General features: G+C 70.4%; 25 protein-coding genes and 1 tRNA gene. 16 read left to right on the top strand and 10 right to left on the bottom strand.

The features are described from left to right. Position 1: 1 nt before the first annotated feature. Positions 2-1,243: a DUF1501 domain-containing protein gene (locus KBX08_RS07310; RefSeq protein ID WP_210781814.1), complete on the top strand. Its 1,242-nt coding sequence runs from the start codon at positions 2-4 to the stop codon at positions 1,241-1,243. Here the strand turns inward: KBX08_RS07310 and KBX08_RS07305 are convergent. Next, positions 1,240-1,863, bottom strand: a complete 624-nt coding sequence (locus KBX08_RS07305) for a hypothetical protein (RefSeq protein WP_210781813.1) — start codon at positions 1,861-1,863, stop codon at positions 1,240-1,242. The genes KBX08_RS07310 and KBX08_RS07305 overlap by 4 nt on opposite strands. Positions 1,864-1,876: 13 nt before the next feature. Continuing rightward, the gene (locus KBX08_RS07300; protein WP_210781812.1) at positions 1,877-2,458 is read right to left on the bottom strand and encodes a DNA-3-methyladenine glycosylase I; all 582 of its coding nucleotides are present in this window, start codon (positions 2,456-2,458) and stop codon (positions 1,877-1,879) included. Positions 2,459-2,571: 113 nt separating this feature from the next. Between KBX08_RS07300 and KBX08_RS07295 the strand changes: the two genes are divergently transcribed. Then, positions 2,572-3,492, top strand: a complete 921-nt coding sequence (locus KBX08_RS07295) for a sterol desaturase family protein (RefSeq protein WP_307850469.1) — start codon at positions 2,572-2,574, stop codon at positions 3,490-3,492. Here KBX08_RS07295 and KBX08_RS07290 read toward each other — a convergent pair. Together KBX08_RS07290 and KBX08_RS07285 are read right to left on the bottom strand one after the other, a co-directional pair. After that, positions 3,437-3,934: an SRPBCC family protein gene (locus tag KBX08_RS07290; protein WP_210781811.1), complete on the bottom strand. Its 498-nt coding sequence runs from the start codon at positions 3,932-3,934 to the stop codon at positions 3,437-3,439. The genes KBX08_RS07295 and KBX08_RS07290 overlap by 56 nt on opposite strands. Beyond that, positions 3,931-4,563, bottom strand: a complete 633-nt coding sequence (locus KBX08_RS07285) for a DivIVA domain-containing protein (RefSeq protein ID WP_210781810.1) — start codon at positions 4,561-4,563, stop codon at positions 3,931-3,933. The genes KBX08_RS07290 and KBX08_RS07285 overlap by 4 nt, the downstream gene beginning before the upstream one ends. A 156-nt stretch (positions 4,564-4,719) precedes the next feature. Here KBX08_RS07285 and folP point away from each other — a divergent pair, with 156 nt between their 5' ends. Then, on the top strand, positions 4,720-5,589 hold the full coding sequence (gene folP, locus KBX08_RS07280; protein WP_210781809.1) for a dihydropteroate synthase: 870 nt from the start codon (positions 4,720-4,722) through the stop codon (positions 5,587-5,589). A gap of 67 nt (positions 5,590-5,656) precedes the next feature. On the opposite strand, the gene ndhC is transcribed toward folP, so the two are convergent. Next, positions 5,657-6,034 carry an NADH-quinone oxidoreductase subunit A gene (ndhC, locus tag KBX08_RS07275; protein ID WP_210781808.1) on the bottom strand — a complete coding sequence of 126 codons (378 nt, stop codon included), beginning with the start codon at positions 6,032-6,034 and terminating at the stop codon, positions 5,657-5,659. Positions 6,035-6,163: 129 nt separating this feature from the next. Here ndhC and KBX08_RS07270 point away from each other — a divergent pair, with 129 nt between their 5' ends. From KBX08_RS07270 to KBX08_RS07260, 3 genes are all read left to right on the top strand, one after another. After that, a complete protein-coding gene (locus KBX08_RS07270) occupies positions 6,164-7,642 on the top strand; it encodes a hypothetical protein (protein ID WP_210781807.1) in 1,479 nt (492 codons plus the stop codon). A 280-nt stretch (positions 7,643-7,922) separates the two neighbouring features. Beyond that, positions 7,923-9,770, top strand: coding sequence for a 2-oxoacid:acceptor oxidoreductase subunit alpha (locus tag KBX08_RS07265; protein ID WP_210781806.1), 1,848 nt, complete (start codon positions 7,923-7,925; stop codon positions 9,768-9,770). Beyond that, positions 9,763-10,797, top strand: coding sequence for a 2-oxoacid:ferredoxin oxidoreductase subunit beta (locus KBX08_RS07260; RefSeq protein WP_210781805.1), 1,035 nt, complete (start codon positions 9,763-9,765; stop codon positions 10,795-10,797). The genes KBX08_RS07265 and KBX08_RS07260 overlap by 8 nt, the downstream gene beginning before the upstream one ends. Before the next feature lie 68 nt (positions 10,798-10,865). Here KBX08_RS07260 and KBX08_RS07255 read toward each other — a convergent pair whose 3' ends face one another. Further along, a complete protein-coding gene (locus KBX08_RS07255; protein WP_238690784.1) occupies positions 10,866-11,510 on the bottom strand; it encodes an FMN-dependent NADH-azoreductase in 645 nt (214 codons plus the stop codon). Positions 11,511-11,592: 82 nt separating this feature from the next. On the opposite strand from KBX08_RS07255, the gene KBX08_RS07250 reads away from it, so the two are divergent. Beyond that, a complete protein-coding gene (locus KBX08_RS07250) occupies positions 11,593-12,072 on the top strand; it encodes a MarR family winged helix-turn-helix transcriptional regulator (RefSeq protein ID WP_210781803.1) in 480 nt (159 codons plus the stop codon). A gap of 72 nt (positions 12,073-12,144) precedes the next feature. On the opposite strand, the gene KBX08_RS07245 is transcribed toward KBX08_RS07250, so the two are convergent. After that, entirely contained in the window at positions 12,145-13,158 is a 1,014-nt protein-coding gene (locus KBX08_RS07245) for a TrkA family potassium uptake protein (RefSeq protein WP_030329269.1), read from the bottom strand. Positions 13,159-13,376: 218 nt separating this feature from the next. On the opposite strand from KBX08_RS07245, the gene KBX08_RS34630 reads away from it, so the two are divergent. The 3 genes from KBX08_RS34630 to KBX08_RS07230 all read left to right on the top strand — a co-directional run bounded on the left by KBX08_RS34630 (position 13,377) and on the right by KBX08_RS07230 (position 16,015). Continuing rightward, entirely contained in the window at positions 13,377-13,874 is a 498-nt protein-coding gene (locus KBX08_RS34630; protein ID WP_210781802.1) for a helix-turn-helix domain-containing protein, read from the top strand. 137 nt (positions 13,875-14,011) lie between these two features. Continuing rightward, positions 14,012-14,611 carry a ClpP family protease gene (locus tag KBX08_RS07235; protein ID WP_210781801.1) on the top strand — a complete coding sequence of 200 codons (600 nt, stop codon included), beginning with the start codon at positions 14,012-14,014 and terminating at the stop codon, positions 14,609-14,611. Between the two features lie 84 nt (positions 14,612-14,695). Beyond that, positions 14,696-16,015, top strand: coding sequence for a M23 family metallopeptidase (locus KBX08_RS07230; protein WP_210781800.1), 1,320 nt, complete (start codon positions 14,696-14,698; stop codon positions 16,013-16,015). A 16-nt stretch (positions 16,016-16,031) separates the two neighbouring features. Here KBX08_RS07230 and KBX08_RS07225 read toward each other — a convergent pair. Then, positions 16,032-16,104 (bottom strand) — tRNA-Arg (locus KBX08_RS07225). Positions 16,105-16,304: 200 nt separating this feature from the next. Beyond that, positions 16,305-16,955 (bottom strand): CGNR zinc finger domain-containing protein, encoded by a 651-nt coding sequence (locus KBX08_RS07220; protein ID WP_210781799.1) that lies wholly within the window; start codon positions 16,953-16,955, stop codon positions 16,305-16,307. Positions 16,956-17,152: 197 nt separating this feature from the next. Between KBX08_RS07220 and KBX08_RS07215 the strand changes: the two genes are divergently transcribed. Then, a complete protein-coding gene (locus KBX08_RS07215) occupies positions 17,153-18,397 on the top strand; it encodes an MFS transporter (RefSeq protein ID WP_210781798.1) in 1,245 nt (414 codons plus the stop codon). 119 nt (positions 18,398-18,516) lie between these two features. Here KBX08_RS07215 and KBX08_RS07210 read toward each other — a convergent pair whose 3' ends face one another. Beyond that, the gene (locus KBX08_RS07210; protein ID WP_210781797.1) at positions 18,517-19,875 is read right to left on the bottom strand and encodes a glycoside hydrolase family 6 protein; all 1,359 of its coding nucleotides are present in this window, start codon (positions 19,873-19,875) and stop codon (positions 18,517-18,519) included. Between the two features lie 228 nt (positions 19,876-20,103). Here KBX08_RS07210 and KBX08_RS07205 point away from each other — a divergent pair, with 228 nt between their 5' ends. The 5 genes from KBX08_RS07205 (at position 20,104) to KBX08_RS07185 (ending at position 26,508) form a co-directional block, all read left to right on the top strand. Further along, positions 20,104-21,315, top strand: a complete 1,212-nt coding sequence (locus tag KBX08_RS07205) for a CapA family protein (RefSeq protein WP_238690780.1) — start codon at positions 20,104-20,106, stop codon at positions 21,313-21,315. A gap of 154 nt (positions 21,316-21,469) precedes the next feature. Continuing rightward, positions 21,470-23,674: a HAMP domain-containing protein gene (locus tag KBX08_RS07200; protein WP_210781796.1), complete on the top strand. Its 2,205-nt coding sequence runs from the start codon at positions 21,470-21,472 to the stop codon at positions 23,672-23,674. A 2-nt stretch (positions 23,675-23,676) separates the two neighbouring features. Then, on the top strand, positions 23,677-24,954 hold the full coding sequence (gene pgsB / locus KBX08_RS07195; protein ID WP_210781795.1) for a poly-gamma-glutamate synthase PgsB: 1,278 nt from the start codon (positions 23,677-23,679) through the stop codon (positions 24,952-24,954). Further along, the gene (locus KBX08_RS07190) at positions 24,951-25,436 is read left to right on the top strand and encodes a poly-gamma-glutamate biosynthesis protein PgsC/CapC (protein WP_210781794.1); all 486 of its coding nucleotides are present in this window, start codon (positions 24,951-24,953) and stop codon (positions 25,434-25,436) included. Before pgsB ends, KBX08_RS07190 begins: the two co-directional genes overlap by 4 nt. 25 nt (positions 25,437-25,461) lie before the next feature. Beyond that, positions 25,462-26,508, top strand: a complete 1,047-nt coding sequence (locus tag KBX08_RS07185) for an NlpC/P60 family protein (RefSeq protein ID WP_210781793.1) — start codon at positions 25,462-25,464, stop codon at positions 26,506-26,508. Positions 26,509-26,522: the final 14 nt, after the last annotated feature.

The raw sequence follows: 26,522 nt of genomic DNA, 5'->3' as shown, positions 1-26,522 counted from the left end.
CATGGACACCCTGACCCGACGCAGGTTCCTGCTGACCAGCGGGGTGGTCGGCGCGGGCGCGTTGGCCGCCGGGGCCGGCGCGTACAGCCTGCGGGACCTGCTGGACACCAGCGGGGACCGCGACCCGCAGTCCCGCACCCTGGTGCTGGTGACCCTCTACGGCGGCAATGACGGGCTCAACACCGTCATTCCGTACGGCGACCCGGCCTACCGGGCGGCACGCCCGGAGCTGGCGTACCCGGACGGGGAGGTGCGGCGGTTGGACGACGGCTTCGGCCTCAACCCGGCGCTGGCCGGCCTGCACCAGCGCTGGTCCGGCGGTGGGCTGGCGATCGTGCGCGGAGTCGGCTACCCGAAGCCGGACCGCAGCCACTTCCGTTCGATGGACATCTGGCACACCGCGCAACCGGACCGGCCCGGCAACACCGGCTGGCTCGGGCGGTGGCTGGACCGCGCCGGCGGTGATCCCCGGCTGGCGGTCTCCTTCGAGCCGGCGCTGCCACCGCTGCTGGCCGGGGCCCAGAGCGCCGGCGCGGCCGTGCCGGTGACCGACCGGAAGGCCGCAAAGGGGCTGCCCGCGGCAACACTGACCGCGTTCGCCGCCGCCGAGGCGGGCGAGTCGGCGGCCCGGGGTCGGGCCGCCGCCTGCTTCGCCGACCTGCGGTCGGTGGACGAGATGATCCGCCAGGTACGCGACTCCGCCGACCCGGACACGACGGACCCGGACGGCGAACAGGCGCCCGCGACGGCCACCGGCGGGGCCCGCACCCCACTGGACGCGCAGCTCGACCTGGTGGCGCAGTGCGTCGAGGCGGGAGTGTCCACCCGGGTCTTCTCGGTGTCGTTGGGTGGCTTCGACACGCACGCCGACGAGAAGCAGTTGCAGGCCGTCCTGCTGGGTCAGCTGGACCGGGCGTTGACCGGGTTCGCCGACCGGATGAGTCGCACCGAGGCGGGCCGAAAGGTGGTGGTGGCGGTCTACTCCGAGTTCGGCCGTCGGGTACGGGCCAACGCCTCGGACGGCACCGACCACGGCACCGCCTCGGACGTGCTGCTGCTCGGCGCGGGCGTCCGGGGCGGCTGGCACGGCGCACCACCGAGCCTCACCGACCTCGACGACGGCGACCTGAAATACACCACCGACTTCCGGGACGTCTACGCCACGCTGCTGGAGCGGGTGCTGGACACCGACCCGGGCCCCATCCTCGCCGACTGGCGGGGACGAGTGGACAAGCTCTTCTAGTCGTCCTCTTCCGGGTCCTGGTTGGCCTGCTCGCCCAGCACGAACGCCTGCATGGCCAGCTCGTCGCCGGCCGGCGAGACGAAGGCGGGCAGCTCACGCGGGCCCAGCTCCTGCACGTAGGACCAGAACAGCCGTACCGCCTCGGCCGGTGTGCCGGCCTCGATCGGCAGGTCGAGGCTGACCAGCCAGGTGCGCCGCGCCGGAGGCGGGCCGAGCTGGTCGGCCAGCGCCCGGAAGGCCGCCGGCTCCACCGCGGTGACCGGCCCGTCGAGCGTCAGCAGGTCGGCCGGCACCGGCTCGTCGAAGGCCCGCCGGGTGTACGCGACGACGAGCGTGCCCGGCTCGACCGGGGACTGCGGGTCGTCCGGGTCTTCGCGGTGGCGTCGTCCCGGTGCGGTGACCCGGCCGAGGGCCACCAGCCGTGGCGGCGCGTCGACAAGCACGGCCACCTGGTCGCCCAGCCCTGGCCGGGCGACGTCGGTCAGCCCGGTCAGCTCCAGCGTGTCGTGGTGCACGAGCCGCTCGGCCTCGTACCGTTCGGCGGGCAGCAGCACCGCCCAGGTGCCCACCCCGTCGGCGTTGCCGGCCGCACCGGCCCGGTGCGCGGTCTCGGTCGTCATGCCTGCCATCTCATCACGTCGCCGGTGGGAGGGTGACGTGACAGCCGACGATGTGATCGTCGACCATCCCGGTGGCCTGCATCAGCGCGTAGGCGGTGGTCGGGCCGACGAACCGGAAGCCGCGTTTCTTGAGTGCCTTGGCCATCGCCGTGGACTCCGGGGTGATCGGTGCCAGCTCGGCGAACGAGGCGGGGCGAGTTGGCCGGGGCTCCGGCGCGAAGGACCAGAGCAGGGCGGACAGACCCTCCGGCAGCTCCAGTGCGGCGCGGGCGTTGGCGATCGCCGCCTCGATCTTGGCCCGGTTGCGGACGATGCCGGCGTCGGCGAGCAGCCGGGTGACGTCGGCGTCGTCGTAGCGGGCGACGGTCGGGATGTGGAACTCGTCGAAGGCCAGCCGGAACGCCGGACGCTTGCGCAGGATGGTCAGCCAGGACAACCCGGACTGGAACGCCTCCAGCGTCATCCGCTCGTAGAGCGCGTCGTCGCCGCGCAGCGGCCGCCCCCACTCCGTGTCGTGGTAGATGGCGTAGTCGGGGGTGCTCGACCCCCAGGCGCAGCGAGCCAGCCCATCCGCGCCGATCACCAGGTCAGTCACCTCGTACACGCTAGGGCATCCGTCCGACAGCCCATTGCCACCGGCCGCCCGGCTGCCTATGGTGCTTGTTACCGACCGGTAGGTCGAGGTCACCCGACGGTGCGCCCCGACCGGTGACGGCGAGCGGAGGCCACGCGGTGAAGGAGTTCCCGGACGTCATCGCCTGGTCGATCCCGGCCTTCGTGCTGCTCATCGTGCTGGAGCGGGTCTCCTACCTGCTGCACCGCGACGACGACGAGGTCGGCTACGGCGGCGCCGACACAGCGACCAGCCTGACGATGGGGCTGGGCAGCATCTTCGCCGACCTGCTCTGGAAGGTGCCGATCGCCGCCGCGTACGCGCTGCTCTACGCGCTCACCCCGCTGCGGGTCGCCGAACTCTGGTGGACCTGGCCGCTGATCCTGCTCGCGCAGGACTTCTGCTACTACTGGTCGCACCGCGGCCACCACGTGATCCGCATCCTCTGGGCCTCGCACGTGGTGCACCACTCGTCGCAGCGGTTCAACCTCTCCACAGCGCTGCGCCAGCCATGGACCGGCCTTACCAGTTGGGTGTTCTACATTCCGCTGATCGTGGCCGGCGTCCACCCGGCCGTGGTCGCGTTCTGCGGCTCGGTCAACCTGCTCTACCAGTTCTGGATCCACACCGAGCGGATCGAGAAGATGCCGCGCTGGTACGAGGCGGTGTTCAACACCCCGTCGCACCACCGGGTGCACCACGCGTCGCAGGGCAGCTACCTGGACCGCAACTTCGGCGGCATCCTGATCGTCTGGGACCGGCTCTTCAAGTCGTTCGCGCCGGAACGGGAACGTTGCGTGTACGGCCTGACCAAGAACCTCGGCAGCTACAACCCGGTCCGGGTGGCCTTCCACGAGTACGCCTCGATCGCCCGGGACGTGCGCGCCGCGGTGACCTGGCGGCACCGGGTCGGGCATCTCTTCCGCGCACCCGGCTGGCAGCCGGCACCGGGCTCGCCGGTCAGGGCAGCCGGCCCTGCTCGACCAGACGGGCAAACCTCTTCAGCGCCTGGGTGAGGCCGAGCTTGGAGCCGGGCCAGAGCACCGGCCAGGCCAGCCGACCGGCCCGACCGCCCGGCAGGTGGAACCACTCGTGCCAGACGACCTGGGTGCGGTCCCGGTCCAGCTGGGTGCAGCGCAGCACCCCCGGGCCACGCAGCAGCTGGCCGTGGTGCACGACGCCGATCTCGTACGGCTCGTCGACCCGGACCACCCGCATCTCGTCGCGCAGCGTCGCCCGGCCGAGCGCGGTCACCGCCTCGATCCGGCTGCCCTCGCGCCCGTCGCCCTCGACCACCCGGACGCGGGTGAACGGGATCCAGTCGGACTGACGTTCCCAGGCGAGCAGCGCGGCGAACACCCGCGCCGCCGGGGCCTCGACGATCACCGTGGCGGTCACCTCACCGGCGCCGGGTCGGGCCGCGTCGCGAAGATCGTCAGCGCCCTCCGGCTCGGTCACGCCGACTCCGACCGAACCACCGCGTCGCGCTGCTCGGTGCCGGCGGTCTGCTCGCGATCGGCCGACTCGTCGTCGGCGGGCGCGGCGGCGGGAGCCACCCCGTCGGAATCCGCCGGGGACGAGCTGGCGGCGGGCAACGGGCCGGGAGTCGTCGAGCCGACCGGGGCCGAGCCCGCCTCGCCGGTCAGCGGCACGTCTTTACCCGAATCCACTGCCTCGCCCGGCTCGGCCGCCTCGCCCGGCTCAGCCGCTTCCGCGGGAGCCACCTTGCTGGCGGACTGCTCGCGGGCCTGCCGCAGCACGTCCGCATCGTCGGTGCGCCCCTCACGCAAGGCGATGACCTCCGACTCCAGTACGCCGATCAGCTCGGACTTGTAACCGATGTCGTAGGCGGCACGGCGCAACGCCTGATCGACCTGGTCCATCCGGTACCCGCGCAACCCGGTGTCGAAACGGACCGCCCCCACGTCGGATTCGCGCAACGGGCGGGTGCCCGGCAACGCCACGGCCTGCGAATCCGGCTCGGCCGGCACCAGGCCGGGATCACGCCCGCTGACCAGCACCGTCACGCCGAATATCACCGCCGCGACGGTCAACGCCACAACCAGGAGGAGCAGAAGCTGACCCATGTACTGATCGTGGCATGGCAGCCGGCCGGGAGCGACCCCGCCACCCGCCTCGATCACGATCGGTGCCGACGCCCGGCCGGAATCGTGGACGGGCGACCGACTAGCGTCGGGACCGGCCGACGCGGCGGCGACGGCGTGAACTTCCAGGAGGCGGGCATGGCCGGGGCGCTTCGGCTGGGTGGGCACACGTTCGCCCCCGGCGAGCTGGTGGTGATGGCGATCATCAACCGCACGCCGGACTCGTTCTTCGACCGCGGGGCCACCTACGCCGCGGACAGCGCTCTTCGCGCTGTGGAGCGGGCGGTGGACGAGGGCGCGGCCATCATCGACATCGGCGGCGTCAAGGCCGGCCCCGGCGCGGACGTGGACGTCGCCGAGGAGATCCGGCGCACGGTGGACACCATCGCCGCCGTCCGAGCCGCGTTTCCGGAGGTGGTGATCTCCATCGACACCTGGCGGGCCGAGGTGGCGACGGAGGCCGTGGCGGCCGGGGCCGACCTCCTCAACGACACCTGGTCGGGCGTCGACCCGGCGTTGGTCCGGGTGGCCGCCCGGACCGGCGCCGGCCTGGTCTGTTCGCACGCCGGCGGGCTGACGCCGCGGACCAGGCCGCACCGGGCAGCCTTCACCGACGTGGTCGCCGACGTGGTCGCGACGGTGACCGGGCTCGCCGAGGGCGCGGTGGCGGCAGGGGTACGCCCCGACGGCATCCTCATCGACCCGGCGCACGACTTCGGCAAGAACACCCGGCACTCGCTGGAGATCACCCGCCGACTGGACGAGCTGACCGCGACCGGCTGGCCGGTGCTGGTGGCGCTCTCCAACAAGGACTTCATCGGTGAGACGTTGGGCCTGCCGGTGGCCGAACGGCTGGAGGGGACGCTCGCCGCGACGGCCGTCTCGGCCTGGTCGGGCGCCCGGGTCTTCCGGGCCCACCAGGTCGGCCCGACCCGCCGGGTGCTGGACATGGTGGCCTCGATCCGAGGCGACCGCCCGCCCACTGCCACCCGCCGAGGGCTCGCCTGACCGGTCGTCGCCGTAACCGACCGCGAACGGCCGGACGGACCGACACGATCGCCGGAGGCAGTGGCGCTCAGGTCCAGCGGAGGATGTTCCTACGCCAGGCGTAGAGGATGCCGAGCGCGAGCACGGCCACGAACACCGCCATCTCCACCACCGTCACCAGACCGAAGCCCGGCCGGTCGAAGACCACCGCCCAGGGAAAGAGGAACACCGCCTCGACCGCGAACAGGACGTAGAGGTAGGCGTACACGTAGTAGCGGATCTGCATCTGCGCCCAGTCGGCGCCGACCGGGTCGAGCCCGCACTCGTAGCTGGCCCGCTTGCCCGGCGGGTCGGCCGGACGCGCCGGGCGTAACACCCGGTTGGCCGAGAACGCCGTAACGAAGAAGACAACGCTGGCGAGCAGCAGGAGCCCGAGCGTCGCGTACGAGCCCAGGTATCCGTTCACAGTCGGGAGCCTACCGTCCGCCCGGAGGGGTCGTCCCAAACACGTTACGGATTTGTTTCCAGATGGGACTAGTGCACCGGGGCAACTGTTACCGAATATTGGACACCCACCCATGTCACCGGAGGACAGATGGCCCGCGTGAAGGCATCGCCCGGTAACCGGGCGGAGGGGCGGCGTTCCACGCCCCTGCTGGCGACCGCGCTCGCGCTCGGCCTGCTCACGGCGCTCGCCGTGGGGCCGGCGTGGGCCAGCGCGGCCGCACCGGACGCGGACCCGGTCGCGACCTCGGCCGAGCCGGTCAACGAACCGGGAGGCGAGGGGCCGCCGACCACACCGGCGGAGGAGCCCACCCCGACCGAAGACCCGGGCGGTGAACCGGAGCCGACCGACCCGGCACCGGAGACCACCGCACCACCACCGGAGTCGACGCCACCGGCGCCGGTGACCACCGCCCCGGAGATCCCGCCAGCGCCGACCACCAGCGCGCCCGCACCAGGTGGCACCACCCGACCGCCCAGCTCAACTCCCCCGGTGCCACCGACGACACCCCCGGCCCCGCCAACGCCGCCGGCGCCGACGGTCCGCCCGCCCGCCCCGGGTTCGGCGCCGCCGCCGCAGAGCCCGCTGGGCGTGCAGGTCACCACCGGCGACGTCACCCTCACCGAGGCGTACTGGAACACGCCGAGCACGGCAGCCACCCTCCAGGTCACGGTGCACAACACCGGTACCACCACGGAACAGATCCGACTCTCGTACACGCTGCCCGCCGGGCTGACCGACGCCGGCACGAAGGGCTGCGTCGCCGACGGTGGTGGGACGTACCGATGCGGTGCCTGGACCGCCGGAGCGGGCGTCCGGTTCAGCACCGTGCTCCGGCTGCGGGTCGCTGGCACGGCGTGGAAGCAGATGCCGCTCAGCGGCTCCGTCCAGGTCATCGCGGACGCGCCGGGAGCGGTCGGGGAGGCGACCGACGACCAGGGCTTCGCGGTGCTCTTCCCAGCGGGCCCGCCGGTGCCCGGGATCGCGCTCGCCGCCGACGAGGAGCCCTTCGACATCAGCGGCGGCCCCAGCACCCTCACCCTCCGGCTGGGCAACACCGGCGCTGTGGACGCCGCCGGCCGGGTCGAGGTCGTCCTGCCGGCCGGGGTGACCGTGCCGACCCCACCGCTCGGCTGCGTGGCGGTCGACCCGACGCGTACCCGCTGCGACGCCGGCCTGGTGCTGGCGGGCACGACCGCCGAGGTGCAGCTACCGGTGGAGGCGACGCCGCAGGCGCAGCGGGAGGCGCCGCTGTCCGGGGCCGTGATCGGTCAACTCGATCCACGCAGCGGCCCGACCCGTCGGGTGCAGATGAGCTTCCGGATCACCGCGGCGGCCGCACTGGCCACGCCGGTGGTCTCCCCGCCCGCGCCGACCGGCTCGCAGGGCGTACTGCCCGCCGGCGCCACGACCGGGGACGGCGGGTTGACCTCGGTGCAGCGCACCGCGGTCATCCTGATCGCGGTCTCCACGCTGCTGATGGTGCTGGCTCTCACGCTGGCCACGACCTCGCTGCGCCGCGGGCTCGGCGGTCCGCCGCCCGAGCCCGCGCCCAACCCGGTCGACTGATCGACTGACGACCCCGGCAGCGCGCGGCCGGGGTCGTCGGCGCGACCCGGTGGTGATCTGAATTACGGCGGGCGGTGCGTAACCCCACAGAAGTGGGCATTTCGCATCCCGATCCGGTCCCAGTCGGCGGACCTCCGGGGATGGTTAGGGCTCCCTTAGACGTAGGCTCTCAGGTGAGGAACGACAGCGGCCGGACCAGCCCTGGGCGGTGCGGTGAAGCGTTGCGTCAAGGAGGTTCCGTGGCCGGGCAAGCCCCGCAGTCGCGAACGAAGGTGGCACAGTGACCAAGCAGATCCGTCAACTCGACCGGGTGGTCATCCGGTTCGCCGGTGACTCCGGCGACGGCATGCAGCTGACCGGCGACCGGTTCACCTCGGAGACGGCGCAGCTCGGCAACGACATCTCTACGCTGCCAAACTTCCCCGCCGAGATCCGGGCCCCCGCCGGCACCCTGCCCGGCGTGTCGAGCTTCCAGGTGCACTTCGCCGACTACGACATCCTCACGCCGGGCGACGCGCCCAACGTGCTGGTGGCGATGAACCCGGCGGCGCTCAAGGCCAACCTGGCCGATCTGCCGCGCGGCGCGGACATCATCGTCAACACCGACGAGTTCACCAAGCGCAACCTTGCCAAGGTCGGTTACCAGGCCAGCCCGCTGGACGACGACTCGCTGGCCGGTTACGTGGTGCACCCGGTGGCGCTGACCTCGATGACGGTCGGCGCGCTCGCCGCCCACCAGGTGTCCAAGAAGGACGCCGAGCGGTCGAAGAACATGTTCGCGCTCGGGCTGCTCTCCTGGATGTACTCCCGGCCCTACGAGTCGACGCTGCGCTTCCTGGAGCGCAAGTTCGCGGCCCGTCCGGAGCTGGTCGCCGCGAACGTCGCCGCCTTCAAGGCCGGCTGGAACTTCGGCGAGACCACCGAGGACTTCGGGGTCCGCTACGAGGTCAAGCCGGCCAAGATGAAGCCGGGCACGTACCGCAACATCACCGGCAACGCGGCGCTCTCGCTGGGGTTGGTCGCCGCCGGGGTCCGCTCCGGGCTGCCTGTCTTCCTCGGCGCGTACCCGATCACGCCCGCGTCGGACATCCTGCACGAGCTGAGCAAGCACAAGCGCTTCGGCGTTCTCACAGTGCAGGCCGAGGACGAGATCGCGGCCGTCGGCGCCGCACTGGGCGCCTCCTACGGCGGGTCGCTCGGCGTGACCACCACCAGCGGTCCCGGCGTGGCGCTCAAGAGCGAGACGATCTCGCTCGCGGTGGCGCTGGAGCTGCCGCTGGTGATCGTGGACGTGCAGCGCGCCGGCCCGTCCACCGGCATGCCGACCAAGACCGAGCAGGCCGACCTCAACATGGCGCTCTACGGTCGGCACGGTGAGGCGCCGGTCGCGGTGATCGCGCCCCGGTCACCGTCGGACTGCTTCTTCGCGGCGCTGGAGGCGGCCCGGATCGCGCTCACCTACCGCACCCCGGTGATCCTGCTGTCCGACAACTACGTCGCCAACGGCTCCGAGCCGTGGCTGCTGCCGGACGTGGAGTCGCTGCCCGACCTGCGGGTCGAGTTCGCCACCAAGCCCAACGGCGAGGACGGCACCACCTTCCTGCCCTACCTGCGTGACCCGGAGACCCTGGCCCGGCCGTGGGCGATTCCCGGCACCGCGGGCCTGGAGCACCGGATCGGCGGTCTGGAGAAGGCCGACAAGACCGGCGACATCTCCTACGACCCGGCCAACCACGACTTCATGGTGCGCACCCGGGCCGCCCGGATCGAGACGATCCCGGTGCCGGATATCGAGGTGGAGGACCCGGACGGCGACGCCCGGGTGCTGGTCCTCGGCTGGGGCTCGACGTACGGGCCGATCGGCGCGGCGTGCCGCGGGGTCCGCCAGCGTGGTCTCTCCATCGCTCAGGCGCACCTGCGGCACCTGGCACCGATGCCGGCCAACCTCGGTGAGGTGCTCCGCTCGTACGACAAGGTGGTCATCCCGGAGATGAACCTGGGCCAGCTGGCCCACGTCATCCGGGCCCGCTACCTGGTCGACGCGATCAGCTACAACCAGGTCCGCGGTCTTCCGTTCACGGCCGCCGAGCTGGAGACGACGCTGGAAGAGGTGCTGAAGAATGTCTGAGCCCGTCGCCGTCAAGCTCACCGCGAAGGACTTCAAGTCCGACCAGGAGGTGCGCTGGTGCCCCGGCTGCGGTGACTACGCGATCCTGGCAGCCATCCAGCAGTTCATGCCGGAGCTGAACATCCCCCGGGAGCGCACCGTCTTCGTCTCCGGGATCGGTTGCTCGTCCCGCTTCCCGTACTACATGAACACGTACGGGATGCACTCGATCCACGGTCGGGCCCCGGCCATCGCAACCGGCCTGTCGGTGTCCCGGCCGGACCTGTCGGTCTGGGTGGTCACCGGCGACGGCGACGCGCTCTCCATCGGTGGCAACCACCTGATCCACGCGCTGCGGCGCAACGTCAACCTCAAGATCCTGCTGTTCAACAACCGGATCTACGGTCTGACCAAGGGCCAGTATTCTCCGACGTCCGAGGTCGGCAAGGTCACCAAGTCGACACCGGCCGGCTCGGCGGACGCCCCGTTCAACCCGCTCTCGCTCGCGCTCGGGGCGGAGGCCAGCTTCGTGGGCCGCACCATCGACTCGGACCGCAAGCACCTCCAGTCGGTGCTGCGGGCCGCCGCGGAGCACGAGGGTTCGGCGTTCGTGGAGATCTACCAGAACTGCAACATCTTCAACGATGGGGCGTTCGAGCAGCTCAAGGACCCGTCCACGCGGGACGACTACCTGATCCGCCTGGAGCACGGCCAGCCGATCACCTTCGGGGCCGACGGGCAGTTCTGCGTGGTGCACCCGCCGGGCGGCTTCGGCCTGGAGGTCCGGGACACCAACTCGGTCCGCCCGGAGGAGATCGTCGTGCACGACGCGACGGTGACCGACCCTGCTTACGCCTTCGCGCTGTCCCGGCTGCCCGGCCTGGACCTGCGCAACACTCCGATCGGGGTGTTCCGCTCGGTGGACCGACCGTCCTACGACAGCGTGGTGCAGGCTCAGCTCGCGGCCGCCAAGGCCAAGGTCACCGAGACCCCCGAGCAGCAGCTCGCCGGCCTGCTGGGCAGCGGCGACACCTGGACGATCATCTGACCCCTCCGTACCGACGAGAGCGGCCGTCCCCGATCGGGGGCGGCCGCTCTCGTCGTACCGGCGCTTTCTCAGCGCTGGGCGGTGGCCGGCATCCAGAGGTTGTCGATCTCCTTCTCGGCCGCCGCGAGGCTCGCCTCGTGCAGCGGGATCAGCTCGGCCATCGCCGGCACCGACGGCGCCAGGGTCAGTTCGGCGCTGATGAAGCGCGGCTCCATGCCGGTCATCGACAGGCCGTGCGGGAGCCACGGCTCGGCGTGGTCCCAGCCGTTGCGAGGAGCGCCCTCGCCGTAGCCGCCGCCCCGGGTGGCCAGCACCACGAAATCGCGCCCGCCGAGCAGGCCCTCCTGGGTCGTCGGGTCGTACGCCAGCCCGGGAACGATCAGGTGGTCGACCCAGGACTTGACGCTGCTCGGCGCGCCGTAGTTGTAGAGCGGCAGGCCGAGCAGCACCACGTCGGCCTGCTTCACCTCGTCGACGAGCCGCTCGCTGAGCTGCCAGGACTCGCGCTGGGCCGGCGTGTGCTGGTCCGGAGGGGTCATTCGCGCCAGCCCGCCGTCCGCGTCCAGGTGCGGCAGCGGCTCGGCGCCCAGGTCCCGGTATGCCACGGTGCCGTCCGGGTGGGCCGCACGCCATGCGTCGACCGCACGGGCGGTGAGCCGCCGGCTGACCGACCAGTCACCGCGGATGCTCGAATCGATATGCAGCAGATGCATCATTCCTCCTTCAGGGATCGTTCGTGAGGCACCAACTATTTATAGCAGGCCGATGTTCCGCTGAGTCGGTAGACTGGGTCACATGTCCGCGCAGCCGCTCGACTCCTCCGAGCACCGCTCGGGCGCACTCCTGGACCATCTGGCCCGACGGATGCGGCTGCGGTCGGAGTCGGTGCTGGCGCCGCTGGGGCTACGCCCCCGGCATCTGGTCGCACTCACAGTGCTGCGTGCCGGCGGCGGCACCGGGCAACAGGCGCTCGCCACCATCCTCGAAATGGACAGCACCAACATCGTCGGGCTGCTCAACGACCTGGAGGCGAAGCAGCTGATCGAGCGTCGGCGCTCACCCGAGGATCGCCGCCGACACGTCGTCGAACTCACCGAAGATGGGGCAAAACGCCTCAGCGAGGCCGAATGCGCCCTGGCCGGCGCCGAGGACGAGGTGCTGGGCGCGCTTGATCCCGCCGAACGGGAGACGCTCTACGAACTGCTCAGCCGGGCCTCCACCGGCACGGCGGTCAGCTGCACCGAGGCGATCTGCGTCGCCGACGACACCTGCTGACGCCGGCTCACCACAGCGGCGACAGCGGTGCCGTCATGCCGGCGGTCACACCGACCGATCGCGGTGGGACGATCAGGCGGTGGTGGCCGACTGGGGGCGGTCGTCGCGTACGTGCACGAGCATGTCGCCGGTCTCGATCACCGCGCCGGCCCGGTCGGCCAGGGTGACCACCTTGCCCCGCCGCACCAGGGCGATCACCAACGACTCCAGCTCGCGCGGCGAGCGACCCACCTCGTCCCGCTCGGCGGAACGCATCGCCAGCGCCATGCCCTGACCGGGGGTGAGCAGGTCCTCCACCACGTCGATCAGCGGCGGCGCCGAGGTGGACAGGCCGAGCAGCCGGCCCGCCGTGGCCGACGAGACGATCACATGGTGCGCGCCACTCTGCTTGAGCAGCGGAGCGTTCTCCGCCTCCCGCGCCGCCGCGATGATGCGGACCTGTCCAGCGGTGAGCTGCCGTACCGTCAGCGCGACCAGCACCGACGCGTCGTCACTGTCGGTCGCGATGATCACGGCCTTCGCGCTCTTGACGTGCGCCTCGTTCAGCACCGACGACCGGGTCGCCGAGCCCTCGATCGCCACCAGCCCGGCGGAGGTGGCCTGCCGCAGGGCGGCGGCACTGCGCTCCACCACCACGATCCGCGAGCGGTCCAGACCATTCTCCATCAGGGCGGACACAGCGCTGCGCCCCTTGGTGCCGTAGCCGCAGATGATGACGTGGTCCTTCACGGCTCTCCTCCACCGCGACAGGCGACGGCCGGTCCGGTACTGCTCGGTCAGAACTTCCAGGGTGGTGCCGACCAGGATGATAAGGAAGATCACTCGGGCCGGGGTGATGAAGAGGACGTTGACCAGCCGAGCCGACGGCGCGGCCGGGGTGATGTCCCCGTAGCCGGTGGTCGAGAGCGACACGACCGCGTAGTAGAAGCAGTCGAGGAGGGTGAGGCCATCCTCGTTGACGTCGCGGTAGCCGTCCCGGCCCAGGTAGACCGCGGCGACCACGGCGAAGACCAGGCCCAGGGCGGCGGCGAGCCGAAGGCTCAGCGCGCTCAGTGGGCCCCGGCGCTGCGCGGGAAAATGGATCACCGTCGAACCTGCTCCCCCGCCGTCGCCTGCACGCCCACAACATAGCGGGTACACCGTCGACCGCACGTCCGGGTCGCGGCGGACAACCGGCGGCGCCCACCGGTGAGAGCCCCGGGGCCCGCCGACGGAGCGGCGCGGGCCCGGACGGGTCGGTCCGGACGGCCGCGGACGGGCATGATGAGGGTGTTCCCGACGACGACCGCGAAAGTGAGGCCGGCATGTCGTTACTGCGACGAGTCATCGGCGGGGTGCTGCGCCGCCACCGCCAGCGTCAGGGCCGCACGCTGCGCGAGGTGGCCGCGTCGGCCGACGTCTCCGTGCCCTACCTCTCGGAGGTCGAGCGGGGCCGGAAGGAGGCCTCGTCGGAGGTGCTGGCGGCGATCTGCCGAGCGCTCGGCATCAGCCTCGCCGACCTGCTCGGCGAGGCCCGCGACGACATGCGCCGGGTCGAACCCCGCCTCCCGGCCGCGCCGCGCGCCGCGCTCACCCACCTGGAGCGGGTCGATGCGACTCGGCGGGAGATCGGCAACGCCACACTGCTGGTGGGTCCACGTGTCGGCGGGTTCGTCCTGCACCGCGGGCCGGTGGCGAGCGAGCCGACCCTCAGCGTCGACGGAAGAGCCTCCGCTGGTGGCTCGCGCCCCGGTCCGCGTACCGCCGCCCTGGCTGACTGTGCACAGGCCCGGCTGGGCCTGCGGCGGGTGACCGTCGCGTAGGCCGCGTGGGTTCTGCCGTCGGCGGATCTGCCGGCGGCAGAATCACTGGGCCAGCCACTGCCGTCGCCCGCACGCTGAAGGGGCCGGTCCACCGGGTGGTCCCCACCGCCCGCCGGCACGGCGGAAGGCGGCGGCACATGATCGGGTACGACGTGCGAATGCTGGAGGGCGGGCAGCCGTCCTTCGGTGACCATGTGTTCGAGCGGCTGCTGCGGGAGCGGATCGTCTTCCTCGGCACCGAGGTGACGGAGGAGTCGGCCAACCAGATCTGCGCGCAGATCCTGCTGCTCGCCGCCGAGGACGACAACCGCGACATCTACCTCTACATCAACTCGCCGGGCGGTTCGGTGAGCGCGGGAATGGCTGTCTACGACACGATGCGCTACGTCCGCAACGACGTGGCGACGCTGGCGCTCGGGTTCGCCGGCTCGATGGGGCAGTTCCTGCTCTGCGCGGGTGCGGCCGGCAAGCGGTACGCGCTGCCGCACTCGCGGATCATGATGCACCAGCCGTCCGGCGGGATGGGCGGAACCGCCGCCGACATCACCATCCAGGCGGAGAACATGCTGCACGTGAAGCGGACGATGCAGGAGCTGATCGCCCAGCACAGTGGACGGACCCTCGACGAGATCCAGCGAGACTGGGACCGGGACCGCTGGTTCACCGCCGAGCAGGCCCGGGAATACGGTCTCATCGACCAGGTGGTCACCCGAGCCGAACAGCTGCCAACGCTCTGATCAACGTCTGGTGGCCGCGGTACCGCCAGACCACCCCACCCATTAGCCTCCGTAGATATTTCGGCGGGTGCAGAAGGAGTGGGAATGGCTGACGGTCGCGAAGGTAGCTGCTGCGGCGACGACACGACCACCTCCGCCGTGAGTCGCCGCACGATGTTACGCGCGGCGGTGCTGGGTGCGGGCGCCATCAGCACCGGTGGCCTGCTGATTCCCGAGGCCGCGCGGGCCGCACCGTCGATCTACAACCCGTTCAGCGCCTACCCGATCACCGACACCTGGGAGGGTCACCTCCGCCGCGGGTCACTCGGCGGCATCGACTTCGGGATGGGGGTGGGCACGGCGTTGCCGGCCTGCGGCGCCGGCACCATCCAGAACATTCCCAACAACGGCACGGGCGGGCACACCGTCCCGATCCACCACGCGGACGGGTACCGCAGCCAGTACCTGCACCTGTCGCAGTTCCTGCTCGGCAATGGTGCCAGCGTGGGCGCGGGCACGATCGTGGGCCGCTCCGGCGGCGCTGCCGGCGCACCCGGCTCGGGCAGCTCGACGGGCCCACACCTGCACTGGCACATGATCGACCCGTCCGGCACCCGGATCAACCCGCTGGTCTTCATCCAGCAGAACCCAGCCGACCAGCCCCGTCAGGTGTTCGAGGCGGCCAGCAACGCCGGCTGGCGTGCCCTGCCGGTCTCCGGCAGCGCGGGCGCGGTGACCGGCACGGCGACGACCGCGATCACCCTCGGATCCACGAAGATCCTCTACACCCTCAACGGCGGCCGGATCCACGAGGCCGCCAGCAACACCGGCTGGGCCAACCTGTGGACCGGCATCCACGGCGCCCAGGGCACCGCACTGGCCGCGATCAACCTCGACGGGGTGAAGCTGGTCTACAACGTCGTCGACGGGTACGTGCACGAGGCCGCCAGCAACAACGGCTGGCGCAACCTCAACACCGGCGTCGGTGGTGCCAGCTCATCCTCGATCTCGGTGATCGCGCTGAACGGCGTCAAGTACGTCTACAGCATCGTCGGCGGCTACGTACACGAGGCGCACAGCGCCAACGCCTGGCGGAACCTGAACACGGGCATCCCGGCCTCGGCGGTAGCGGCGATCACAGTGGGCAGCACGAAGATCCTCTACACACTGGACGGCGGCCGGGTCTACGAGGCCGCCAGCAACGCGGGCTGGGCCAACCTGTGGACCGGCATCCACGGCGCCCAGGGCACCTCGCTGGCCGCGCTCAACGTCAACGGGGTGAAGCACATCTACAACGTCGTCGACGGGTGGGTGCACGAGGCCGCCAGCAACAACAGTTGGCGCAACCTCAACAGCGGATCCGCGGCACACGGGCAGCGGCACTCGGCCTGGACGGCGTCAAGCTCATCTACGCCGCCTGACTGACCGCTGGTCTTCGAGGTGCCCCCGGCAGGATTCGAACCTGCGACACACGGTTTAGGAAACCGATGCTCTATCCCCTGAGCTACGGGGGCGCGAGGGCCCAGTCTAGCGACCCGGGCCTCCAGCTGGGGTGGCAGGGAGCGGCAGGCGCTCGCCCCGCCACCCGGACGCCTGTTGTCCCAGCACAGGGCGACAACCCGACGGGACGCCAGTGGAACCGACATGAGGTCAGGACCGGTCCGCCGCCGGCGGCAACTCACCACGCACACCATCGATCACCATCGTCGACCGGCTACGAGCTGGCGGGCCGGGCCGCGCGGCGACGCTCGGTGAGCCGTCGCGCCTTCACCGCGTTGCCGCAGTCGGCCATGCGGCACCAGCGGCGGGAACCGTTGCGGCTCTGATCGAGGAACAGCCAGCCACAGCCCCCTTCGGGCACCGGACAGCGGCGCACCCGGGCCAGGTCGGCCGTCAGCATGACGTCGAGGGCGGCCTCCGCGATCCGGTCGGGCACCAACATGGCCGGCACCGTGCCGTAGACCAGTCGCACCTGCGACGAGTCGAGCACGAGTCTCGCTCGGGCGGCCGCGCCGGACCAGCGCTGATGTAGGGCGACCAGCGCGGCACCGGCGGCGATGGGGTCGCCCGCCGTGCCACCGTCCGCGTCGGTGATCGCCGCGAGCATCACGACGTACAACCCCTCACGGATGTCCCGCACGGCGGCCAGTCCCGCATGCGCCGCGGCGGGCTCGTCGCGCCACGCCCGGCCCACCTGGTCGGCCTCCGCGTCGCTGATCACGCCCACCGGGACCGACCACCGCAGCAGAGCGGAACTGTCGGACAGGAAATCGTGCGGCGACTCCCCCCCTCGCTCCAGCGTGTTGACCAGATCGAGTGCCGGGTGGCCGCCGACCAACGGTAGCTGGCACACGTCGAGTGGCATACCGCCGACGCTACCACCTAAACCGTTTAAGACAGTTACGCACCGCGCCTGCACCTCACGTCTGCTTGCTACGCACGTGAGAAAAACGGGGATCCACGGTTAGCTATGCTACCGTCAAAACCAAGTTAGCCGGGATCACGATGCCTCATCCCGGGCGGCTGATCGCTACACCTCGTCCAGGATCTGGGAGGTAGCCAATGGTGCACCAACGACGCGCGGTCTATGCCCTCGCCGCGTTGTCCGCAGCCACTTTCTGTTACGTCACCACCGAGGTGCTTCCGATCGGGTTGCTCACGCTGATCGCGCCAGACCTGGGACGCTCCAGGTCCGAGGCCGGTCTGCTGGTGACCGGGTACGCAGTGGTGGTCATGGTTGTGGCGCTCCCGCTGACCCGGGTCACCAGGCGTGTGCCCCGGCGCCCGCTGCTCGCCGGTGCCCTCGGTGTGTTCGCCGCGGCGACGGCGGTGTCGGCCTTCGCAACCTCCTACGAGGTGTTACTCGCCGCGCGGCTGGTGTCCGCCACCACGAATGGCGTCTTCTGGGCGGTGGTGTTCCCGGTAGCGATCTCGATGTTCCCCGCGAACATCCGAGGCCGCATCGTGGCTCGACTGTCGATCGGCAACGCGCTCGGCCCGGTTCTCGGGGTGCCGCTGAGCACCTGGTTGGGCGGGCAGGCCGGGTGGCGGGCCGCCTTCGTCGCGATGGCCGTCTTCGGCTTCGTCACCTGCGTCGCGGTCGCCCTGCTCCTACCGAGCGTCACACCGCAGCAGAGTGCGGGCGACATCGGGCCGATGCCGGACCGGCCACGCTTCGTCGTACTTCTCCTCGCCACCGTCCTCGCGGTCACCGGTGCCATGGGCGCGTTCACCTACATGACCGTGTTTCTCCTCGACGTCAGCGGGTTCGCCGCAGCGTCTCTCGGCCTGCTGCTCTTCGTCCAGGGCTCGTTCGGCGTCGCCGGCACCTGGGCGGTCGGTCGGGTCCTGGACCGGTTTCCGCTCGGTGTCGTGCTGGTTCTCCTGGGGCTCCTCACCGCCGCGATGCTCGGCCTCCATGGAGTTGGCGCGAGCAAGGTATTGACGATCCCGTTGCTCGCCGTGGCGGGGATGTCGTTCAGTTCGCTGATCGCGGGAGTTCAGCACCGCGTCATGCAGGTGGCCCCGTCGACCACCGACATGGCGTCGGCCAGCCTCAGCGTCGCGTTCAACTTCGGCCTCGCGGCCGGCTCGTTGATAGGCGCGGGTCTGCTGGCGACGGCCGGTGTGCGCGTCATCCCACTGTTCGGTGGCCTGCTGACAGCCGTGGCGATGGCGTTGCTCGCCGGCCACGAAATGTCCCGCAGGAGAGGGAAGAGCCACAAGCCCGACCACAGCAGTTGGTCGGCACGCCCGATCCACGGCCGCGATGCCGAGAAGCCGCAGGCGACCAGCGTACGGACATAGACGGTGCGGCATCCCCTGAGCTACGGGGGCGCGAGCGCGACCTGAGCGTTCACCGGGGTGGCACAGAGCGGCCCGGAGCGGAGAGTGGTCCTCCGCGCCGGGCCGCCGCATCGGGTGGGTCAGCTGGTCACGCAGTCGGCCAACACGCCCGGGCCGGTGCCGGTGCCCTGGAAGCCGAAGTTGGTCGACTGCCGGCCGAGGACCCGTCCGTTGTAGCTCACGTTGGTGAACCCGACGGTTCCGCTGGTGCCGCTGACCTGCGCGTTCCAGGCGCTGGTGACCGAGCCGCCGGGCAGCGCGACGGTCACGTTCCAGCCGTTGATGTCGGACTGGCCGGCGGTGACAGTCACGCTCGCGGTGAAACCGCCAGCCCACTGGTTGACCGCTATCGACGCGGAGCAGCCGTCACCGGCCGGCGGAGGGGTGGTTGGCGGCGTGGTCGTCGGCGGGGTCGTGGTCGGGGGAGTGGTCGTCGGCGGGGCGGTGGTGGGCGGGTTGGGCGCGCCGTTGGCCAGGCTGAAAGCCAGGTCGGGCTGGAACGAACCGGCCGTGAAGCGGCAGCCGTCCGCCTCCCCCGGCGGCTTCACCCACAGGTACGCGTCGATGTTGCCGTCACCCGTGTTGGTCGTCGGGTACTGCCCGATGCGCCGGTCGGTGTTGTCGTCGCCGCACCAGTCCCCGCTGGCGCCCCCGTTGCGGCTGGTGTCGATGACCTGGCGCTTGCCCGAGACCCCCATGCCGTTGAGGGCGGAGATGACCGCCCGACCGAAGTTCGCCTCGCTGGAGGTGGAGTTGTAGTTCGACACGTTGGTGAAGAAGCCGTCGGCGTACTGCACGCCGGCGGCCCGGAGCCGGTTGGCCGTCTCACCGGCGCTGTTCCAGGTGGAGTGGCCGCCGTCGAGGTACACCTTGGCGTTGGGGTTGCCCGACTTGATGGTCCGGGTGGCCGTCGAGATCGCCTCGTTGCGCGCGTTGATCTCGGCGCCGCTCAGGCACGTCAGGAGAGCGAGCGAGTCGGTTTCCAGGATGATGATGACGGTCTGGTTGCCCAGTCCCCTGGCGAAGTTGGACACCCACGTCTGGTACTGGTTGAGGTCCGGCGCCCCACCGGCGCTGGCCCCGCCGCAGTCCCGGTTGGTGATCTCGTAGACGGCCAGGACCGGGATCTGCTGCGCCGCGTTGGCGGCGCCGATGAACCCGGAGACCTCGGACTGCACGGTCGAGGGGTTGAAGTTGGCGAACCAGCGCGCCTGCGGCTGACTCGCGATCTTGTCGCGGATGACGGCCGTACGCGAGTCACCGGGGTTGGCGGCGACCCAGCGGACGACGGCCGAACTCGGGTCACGGTAGAGCGACCCGGACAGCGTGCCGGCGGAGGCGCTGCTGACGGCGAGGCAGACGCCGACGGCGGTAGCGCCCGCGACAGCTGCCACGCTGATGGCCGCCGATCTGCGGCGGAGCGAGGAGAGGATAGCCACGACGTGTTGCCTCCAGATCACATAGATGTATCTAAGTTCATGGGAGCGTTCCCATGGACGTTAGCGGAGGCGCGCGCCGCTGCCAAGGTGTGAAGCCATGGTTCGCGCGAGGCCGGTGCGAGGGGCTGCCGTCTTCTCCGTTCGAAAAGTGGTCAATCCTGCCGTCGCCGGGTCGCTGGCCCAGACGCCGCCAGGAGGGCGCGGTCCGGGGCGTACTAGCCTGTCGCGGTGGCGAGCAATTCTCAGCCGAGCGGCGGGTTCTCCGGCACGCTACGGACGATCCTCAGTTGTGTGATCGCACTAGCGGTCGGGGTAGGCGCGATCTACGCCCTCGGACCCTGGTCGGTTGAATCGCCCGCGCCGGCCGACCCGCCCCGCCCGTTGGGCGCATCGGTGAAGGTCGCCGGACGCACCGTCTCCGTGCTCGGCGCGGGGGACATCCTGGTGCACCCCGAGTTGTGGGACCAGGCCCGGCGCGACGGCGGCGGCGAGTTGGACTTCGGCCCGATGCTGGCCCCGGTGCGCGAGACCGTTTCCAGCGCAGATCTGGCCCTGTGCCACCTGGAGACCGCGCTGGCACCGCCGGGAGGCCCGTACATCGGCTTCCCGAAGTTCAGTGTGCCGCAGGAGGTGGTCAAGGGCATCAAGGGCGTCGGGTACGACGGTTGCTCCACCGCCTCGAACCACACCATCGACCAGGGGTACGACGGCGTCAAGCGGACCCTCGACGCGTTGGACAAGTCGAACCTGGGGCACACCGGCAGCTACCGGACCAAGCGCGATTCCCGCATCGCCAAGATCTATCAGGCCAAGGGCGTGAAGATCGGGCACCTCAGCTACACCAAGAGCTTCAACGGCCTGCGCCCGCCCGCCGACAAGGAGTGGGTGGCGAAACTGATCGACGCGAAGGTGATCCGGCGGGACGCCGTGGCGGCTCGGGATGCGGGCGCGGAGATCGTGGTGGTCAGCCTGCACTGGGGCACCGAGTACGAGCACGAGCCGGACGTTGACCAGCAGACCTGGGCCCGTCAGATCGCCGCCATCGACGACGTGGACGTCGTCTTCGGGCACCACGCGCACGTGGTTCAGCCGGTGGAGCGAATCGGCGACACCTGGATCGTCTACGGGATGGGCAACCAGATCGCCCGGCATGCCGAGCCGGTCAACGCCAACCGTGACGGCGCGATGACCCGGGTGACGTTCGGTCCGGCCGGCGAGACGAAGAGGTGGAAGGTGGTGGCCATCGAGGCGATTCCCACCTTCGTTGATCTGAACCCGGACATCCGTATGGTCGATCTTGAGCGGGCGTTGGCTGATCCCACCCTGTCCCCCGGTCGACGCCGCATCTACGAGGCCGCGGTCGAGCGGATCGAGGGCAACCTCCTAACCAGGGCCGCTGACACGGCGGGCCTGGTGGTACGCGGCGTACCGCGCCGATAACGAACCCGAAACAGCCGGTAACGAAAGCGAAATCATCACGGATCTCGTGGTGGTGCACCTTGCTAGCATTCGCGACGGCCGGCGGCTGTCCCCGGCTGACGGGCTGGACGAGTAGCGGTCCAGGGGGCAGTTCCACGGGGAAGGTTGTCGTTTCGTGTCAGGCAGGTCGGCGCAGTATGCGCCATGGCAGTCGGCGGCTGGCCCCACAGACGACCAGGAACAGTTGCTGGCGTGGCGGCGACGGGCGCTCGACCAGCAGTTGCCAGCAGCGGCCTTCCCTGCCGGTGCGAGCGCGCCCTCACTGGTCTACCTCTGGACCACAATGTTCGTGGTTGCCGTGGCGATCCTCGGGTTCGCGGTCAGCGCCCAGCCCGGGGTACTCCCGGCCGTCGTCGACTCGCAGCGTGACGTCGTGACCAAGCTGGCGTCGAGCATGCAGGTCGAAGCCCGCGGCCTGGCGACCGATCTCAGCCGGACGATGCTGGATCGCGGCGCCGCGAGTGAGGCCGACCTGCTGAACCGGCTGGTCGAAGAGGGCAGCGGCTTCACCGGCGCGGCGATCGTCGAGACCGCCTCCCGGCGACCTCTCGCCGCCAAGGGCGCGGCGCTGCCGATCGACCTGCTGCCGCCGGTGCTTGACGTCGACAGGACCATCGCCGTCACCACGCCGGATGGCCCCATGCTGGTCTACTCCGTCGCGCTGGACGACACCCGGTCGGTGCTCGCGATCCAGCCGGTCACCATGCGCAACCTACGACTCAACCCCGATGCGGGACATGGCATCCACATGATCACCCCCGACGGCAAGAGCAGCCTGATGCAGGGGGCCAATGCGGTCGACGCCGTGCACCTGCCGGCGGTCTTCGCCGGCCAGGCCGGGTCCGACTCGCCGCAAAGCCGTGAGGTGGTCGTCAAGGAGTGGAAGGACCGCAGATTGGTGGTGTCGTCCGCGCCGGTGGGTGAGACCGGACTCGTTGTCGTCTCCCTGCTCGCCTCCGAGGTGAGTGGGGGGACCTCGGGCACCAAGGGGGCGTTGCTCGGGCTCAGTCTGCTGGTCGTGGCCCTGCTCAGCTTCGTACTCATGCGCATGTCCCTGGTCCGGCCGGTCCGGGCGCTGCTGGATCAGGCGAAGGCCGACGCCTGCGGCGCGATGACGCGGCACCGCGCGCCGATGCGCATCCGCGAAGCGCACCGGATCGCGCGGGCACTGGCCCTGACCTCAGGCGACCAGTACCCGCCGGACCGGCGGTGGCGGCCGACCGTTCTCCAGGGCCTGACCGTCGCCGTGGTGATCGCGATGCTCTGGCCAGTGGCAGCCACGGTGCTCGCGCTGCAGGCCTCCGATCCGGCGATTCCCGTGCAGTTGGTGCGGGACGAGGAGAGCCGAGCCGAGGAGGCCAGCAACGCGCTGGGACACCTGCTCGACGACGGCCTGACCACCGTCTCCCGGGTGTCGCAGGGGGTGACCTCGAAGGACCTCGCCCAGGCGGACCGGGAACTCGACCGGGAACTCGCCGACGAGCAGCGGCTCCGGGCGTTGTACCTGATCGATCGCGACGGAAAAAAGGTGGCGGGGGCGGGTCGGAAACCGCTGCGGGCCGTCGCGCCGCTGCCCGGCGAGGTCGGCATTCACCTCGACGACACGGCCGATCGATTGCCGCTGGTGTACGCCTTCAACCAGCGCGCCGACGGCTACGCGGTGGTTGGTGAGTTCGACCCGGACCGTCTTCTCGGGCTGGTCCGTCGGGTCGACGGTCGGGTCCGGGTCGTCGACGCGGAGCTGCGGACGATCCTGGATTCGGAGGGCTTCCAGGCATTCCAGCCGCTGCAGGGCGAGTTGGCCCGCAGCATTGCGGTCGAGGTGCTGCCGGGCAGCACGGTTGGCCGGTCGATCACCGAGGACGGCGCCCCGGCGATGATCGCCGCCTCCGGTCTGACCGCGCCGACGACCGTCGCCCACCTCGAGTGGGCGGTCGTGCTGGAGCAGGACGTCGCCGGGCTGCGCCTACCGACGATGGTGGAGCGGCGCTGGACCTTGCTGCTGGCTGGCGCAGTGGTCGGCATCGCCCTGCTCACCCACGTGTGGCAGCTCTACATCTTCGTCCGGCCGTTGCGGAGGTTGAGTGCCTTCGCTGAGCGGATGAGCGACGGGACTGTGGAACTGCCCGTTCCGCCACAGCGCCACGACGACATCGGCGCGATCGCGATGTGCCTGGAAATCTGTCGCCAGGTCCGGCACACCGGGTCCGCCCGGTTCGGTGGTGCGCTGCGGCTGCGTGGCGCGGGAGCCGACCGGACCAGCGTCCTCGCCCGCGTCCGGCACGCGGCCGGCACGCGCAACCGGGCGACGAGGGGCTGAGCATGTTCTACCTGTACACCGTCTACGCCCTCTGCTGCCTCGCGCTCCTGGTGGCCGGCGTGATCGAACAGCGGAACCACAACCGCAACCTCAACACCATCCCGCACCGCGTGCTGGTCAACGGCATCCGTGGCAAGAGTTCGATCACACGGCTCTGCGCGGGCGCGCTGCGCGGCGGCGACAAGGTCGTGGTGGCCAAGACCACCGGTACCGCCGCCCGGTTCATCTTCCCGGATGCCAGCGAGGAGCCGGTACACCGCAAGTTCGGGATCGCCAATGTGGTCGAGCAGATCGGCATCGTTCGACGGGCGGCTGTCTATCACCCGGATGCGCTGGTCATCGAGTGCATGGCGGTCATGCCGGCGTTGCAGGAGATCAACCAGAGCAAGCTCATCCGGTCCACCATCGGGGTGCTCTGCAACGTTCGCGAGGACCACCTCGCGGAGATGGGGCCGACTCTCGACGACGTGGCTCGGTCGCTGAGCCGGTCGATGCCCGAGGACGGCATCTGCATCACCGCGGAAAAGGACCGGCTGGCGATCCTGGAGAAGGAGGCAGCCAACCGGAACTGCCAGCTGATCGCTGTCGACCCCGAGTCGGTGACCGATCAGGAGATGTCGGGGTTCGGCTGGATCACCTTCAAGGAGAACGTGGCCATCGCGCTCGCCGTTGCCGAACAGCTCGGCGTCGACCGGCGAAGCGCCCTCGCCGGCATGTGGTCGGCACCACCCGATCCGGGTGTGCTCTCGGTGGCCCGGGTCCTCTACGGCAACAAGCGGGTCAGGTTCGCCAACATCTTCGCCGCCAACGACCCGGAGTCGACGTTCATGAACATCGAGCAACTCGAGAAGCAACGGCTGATCAGCCAGCCGTTGACCATGGTGATCAACTGCCGACCGGACCGGGTGGAGCGGAACGGTCAGATGGGTACGCTCGCCGGCCGGGTCCAGCCGCAACGCATCGTCCTGATCGGAGAGATGACCCGCAGCGCCCGGGTCAACGTGCCCGCCGATTTGCAGAGCCGGGTGGTCGACCTGGGCGGCAAACTCCCGTCGGAGCGGCTGATCAGCGAGGTCATGGCGGTGACCGCGGAAGACGCCTCCATCGTCGCCGTCGGGAACATCCACGGGCAGGGTGAGGTGCTGCTGCACGAGCTGGCCGCGCTGCCGAGCTGGGAACCGAACGACCACACCAGCGCCGAATCGATGCTCCGTCCGCCGACCGCGCGCACTTCGGACGTGGACGGCGAGACCGTGTTTCTCGGAAGGACCTACCGGTGACATTCGGAGGAGAACTCAGCGCGCAGCTCGCCACCGCCTGCCTCGGCATCGGCCTGGTCTTCGCGCTGCTCTGCTATCTGACCACCAACCTCTCGCCCGGCGGGATGATCACGCCGGGCTGGATCGCGCTCGCGCTGATCGAGGACCCGCTCCAAGCCGCGGTGATCGTGGTGATGACGGTCGTCACGTACGTTCTCACCCGGGTGATGCAGCGCATGGTGATCCTCTACGGCAAGCGCCTCTTCGCCGCGATCGTCCTGCTCAGCGTCCTCCTCCAGATGACGCTGTTCGTGATCGTCCAACGCGACCTGCCGCTGCTCTTCGCGCATCAGACCCTGGGCTTCGTGGCGCCAGGGCTGATCGCCTACCAGCTCGTGCGGCAGCCACCGAAAGCAACCGTGCTGGCCACCGTCATGGTCACCGCCATCACCTACGGCGTGGCGTTCAGCGGCGTCGTGGCCGGCTTCGTGCCGGTCACCTGAAACCGGACACCGACAAGGGACAGGCATGAACTACCGGACTTACTCCCGGGGCCGCGCCGTGCTGATGACCGTCGCCGCCTTCGCGTTGCTGACAGCTGGCAGCACCTTCACCTATGTCGTCGTCCGGCACACCGCGGCGGATCCGATCGAGCTGAGCCTCGGCGCGCAGGCCGCGCAGGCCGCCCCGCCCAGCGGCGCCGGCTACAGCTACCGACGGCTGACCGCGCCGGACCGGACGCAGATGCTCGACGCCAAGGGGAAGACCGTCGCGATCATGACCGACGGTGCTCGCACCGTGCACATCAGCGGCCCGCAGCGAACGTTCGCCGAGGCACGGTTCACGAAGGCCAAGGTGCCCGCCGATCTCTGGGTACGACTCGCCCCCCGAGAGTGGCGGGCGGGCGCCGAGAAAGAGAAGTGGTTTACCGACTGGTTCCGGAAAGCTCGCACGGACCGCTCCCCGGACGTGCTGGCGGTGGCCCGGGAATACACCTACGTCGCCGTACCGAAGAAGGATTCGAAGGGCCGGCAGTACTCCGGCGACGCCGCCTTCGGGCCGCTCTCCGACATCGACCCGGACGGTCGCGCGGAGAACTCCGACTTCTACGACTACCTCGGGGTGCCGTGGGAGTTCCCCGACAAGAAGGAGAAGCCGGCACCGTCGCACATCCGCAGCCTGGACTGCTCTGGCTTCCTGCGCATGGTCTACGGCTACCGGATGGGCTATCCGCTGCTCGGTACCAACAACGCCGGCCCCGGTCTGCCGCGGCGGGCGACCGCGATGGCCTCGGTGGGGCCAGGGGCCCTGCTCATGCCGAACACCGGCAAGCGGGCCCGGGAGTTGGATCGGCTGCTCCCCGGCGACCTTCTCTTCTTCAACGCCGGGCCGGTGCAGGGCGCGAACATCGAGCATTCCGGCATGTACCTCGGCGTTGACGACCGGGGACACCACCGGTTCATCTCCAGCCGCACCACCGCCAACGGCCCCACGATGGGTGACCTGGGTGGCGAGTCCATCCTGGACGGCACCGGCTACTGGGCACTGCGCTGGCGGACGGCCCGCCGGATCTGACCTCGACAGCAACC

Origin of the sequence: Micromonospora sp. H61 (assembly GCF_018070325.1) — a bacterium.
Lineage (GTDB): Bacteria > Actinomycetota > Actinomycetes > Mycobacteriales > Micromonosporaceae > Micromonospora > Micromonospora salmantinae.
This window is presented reverse-complemented; position numbering and strand designations above follow the sequence as displayed.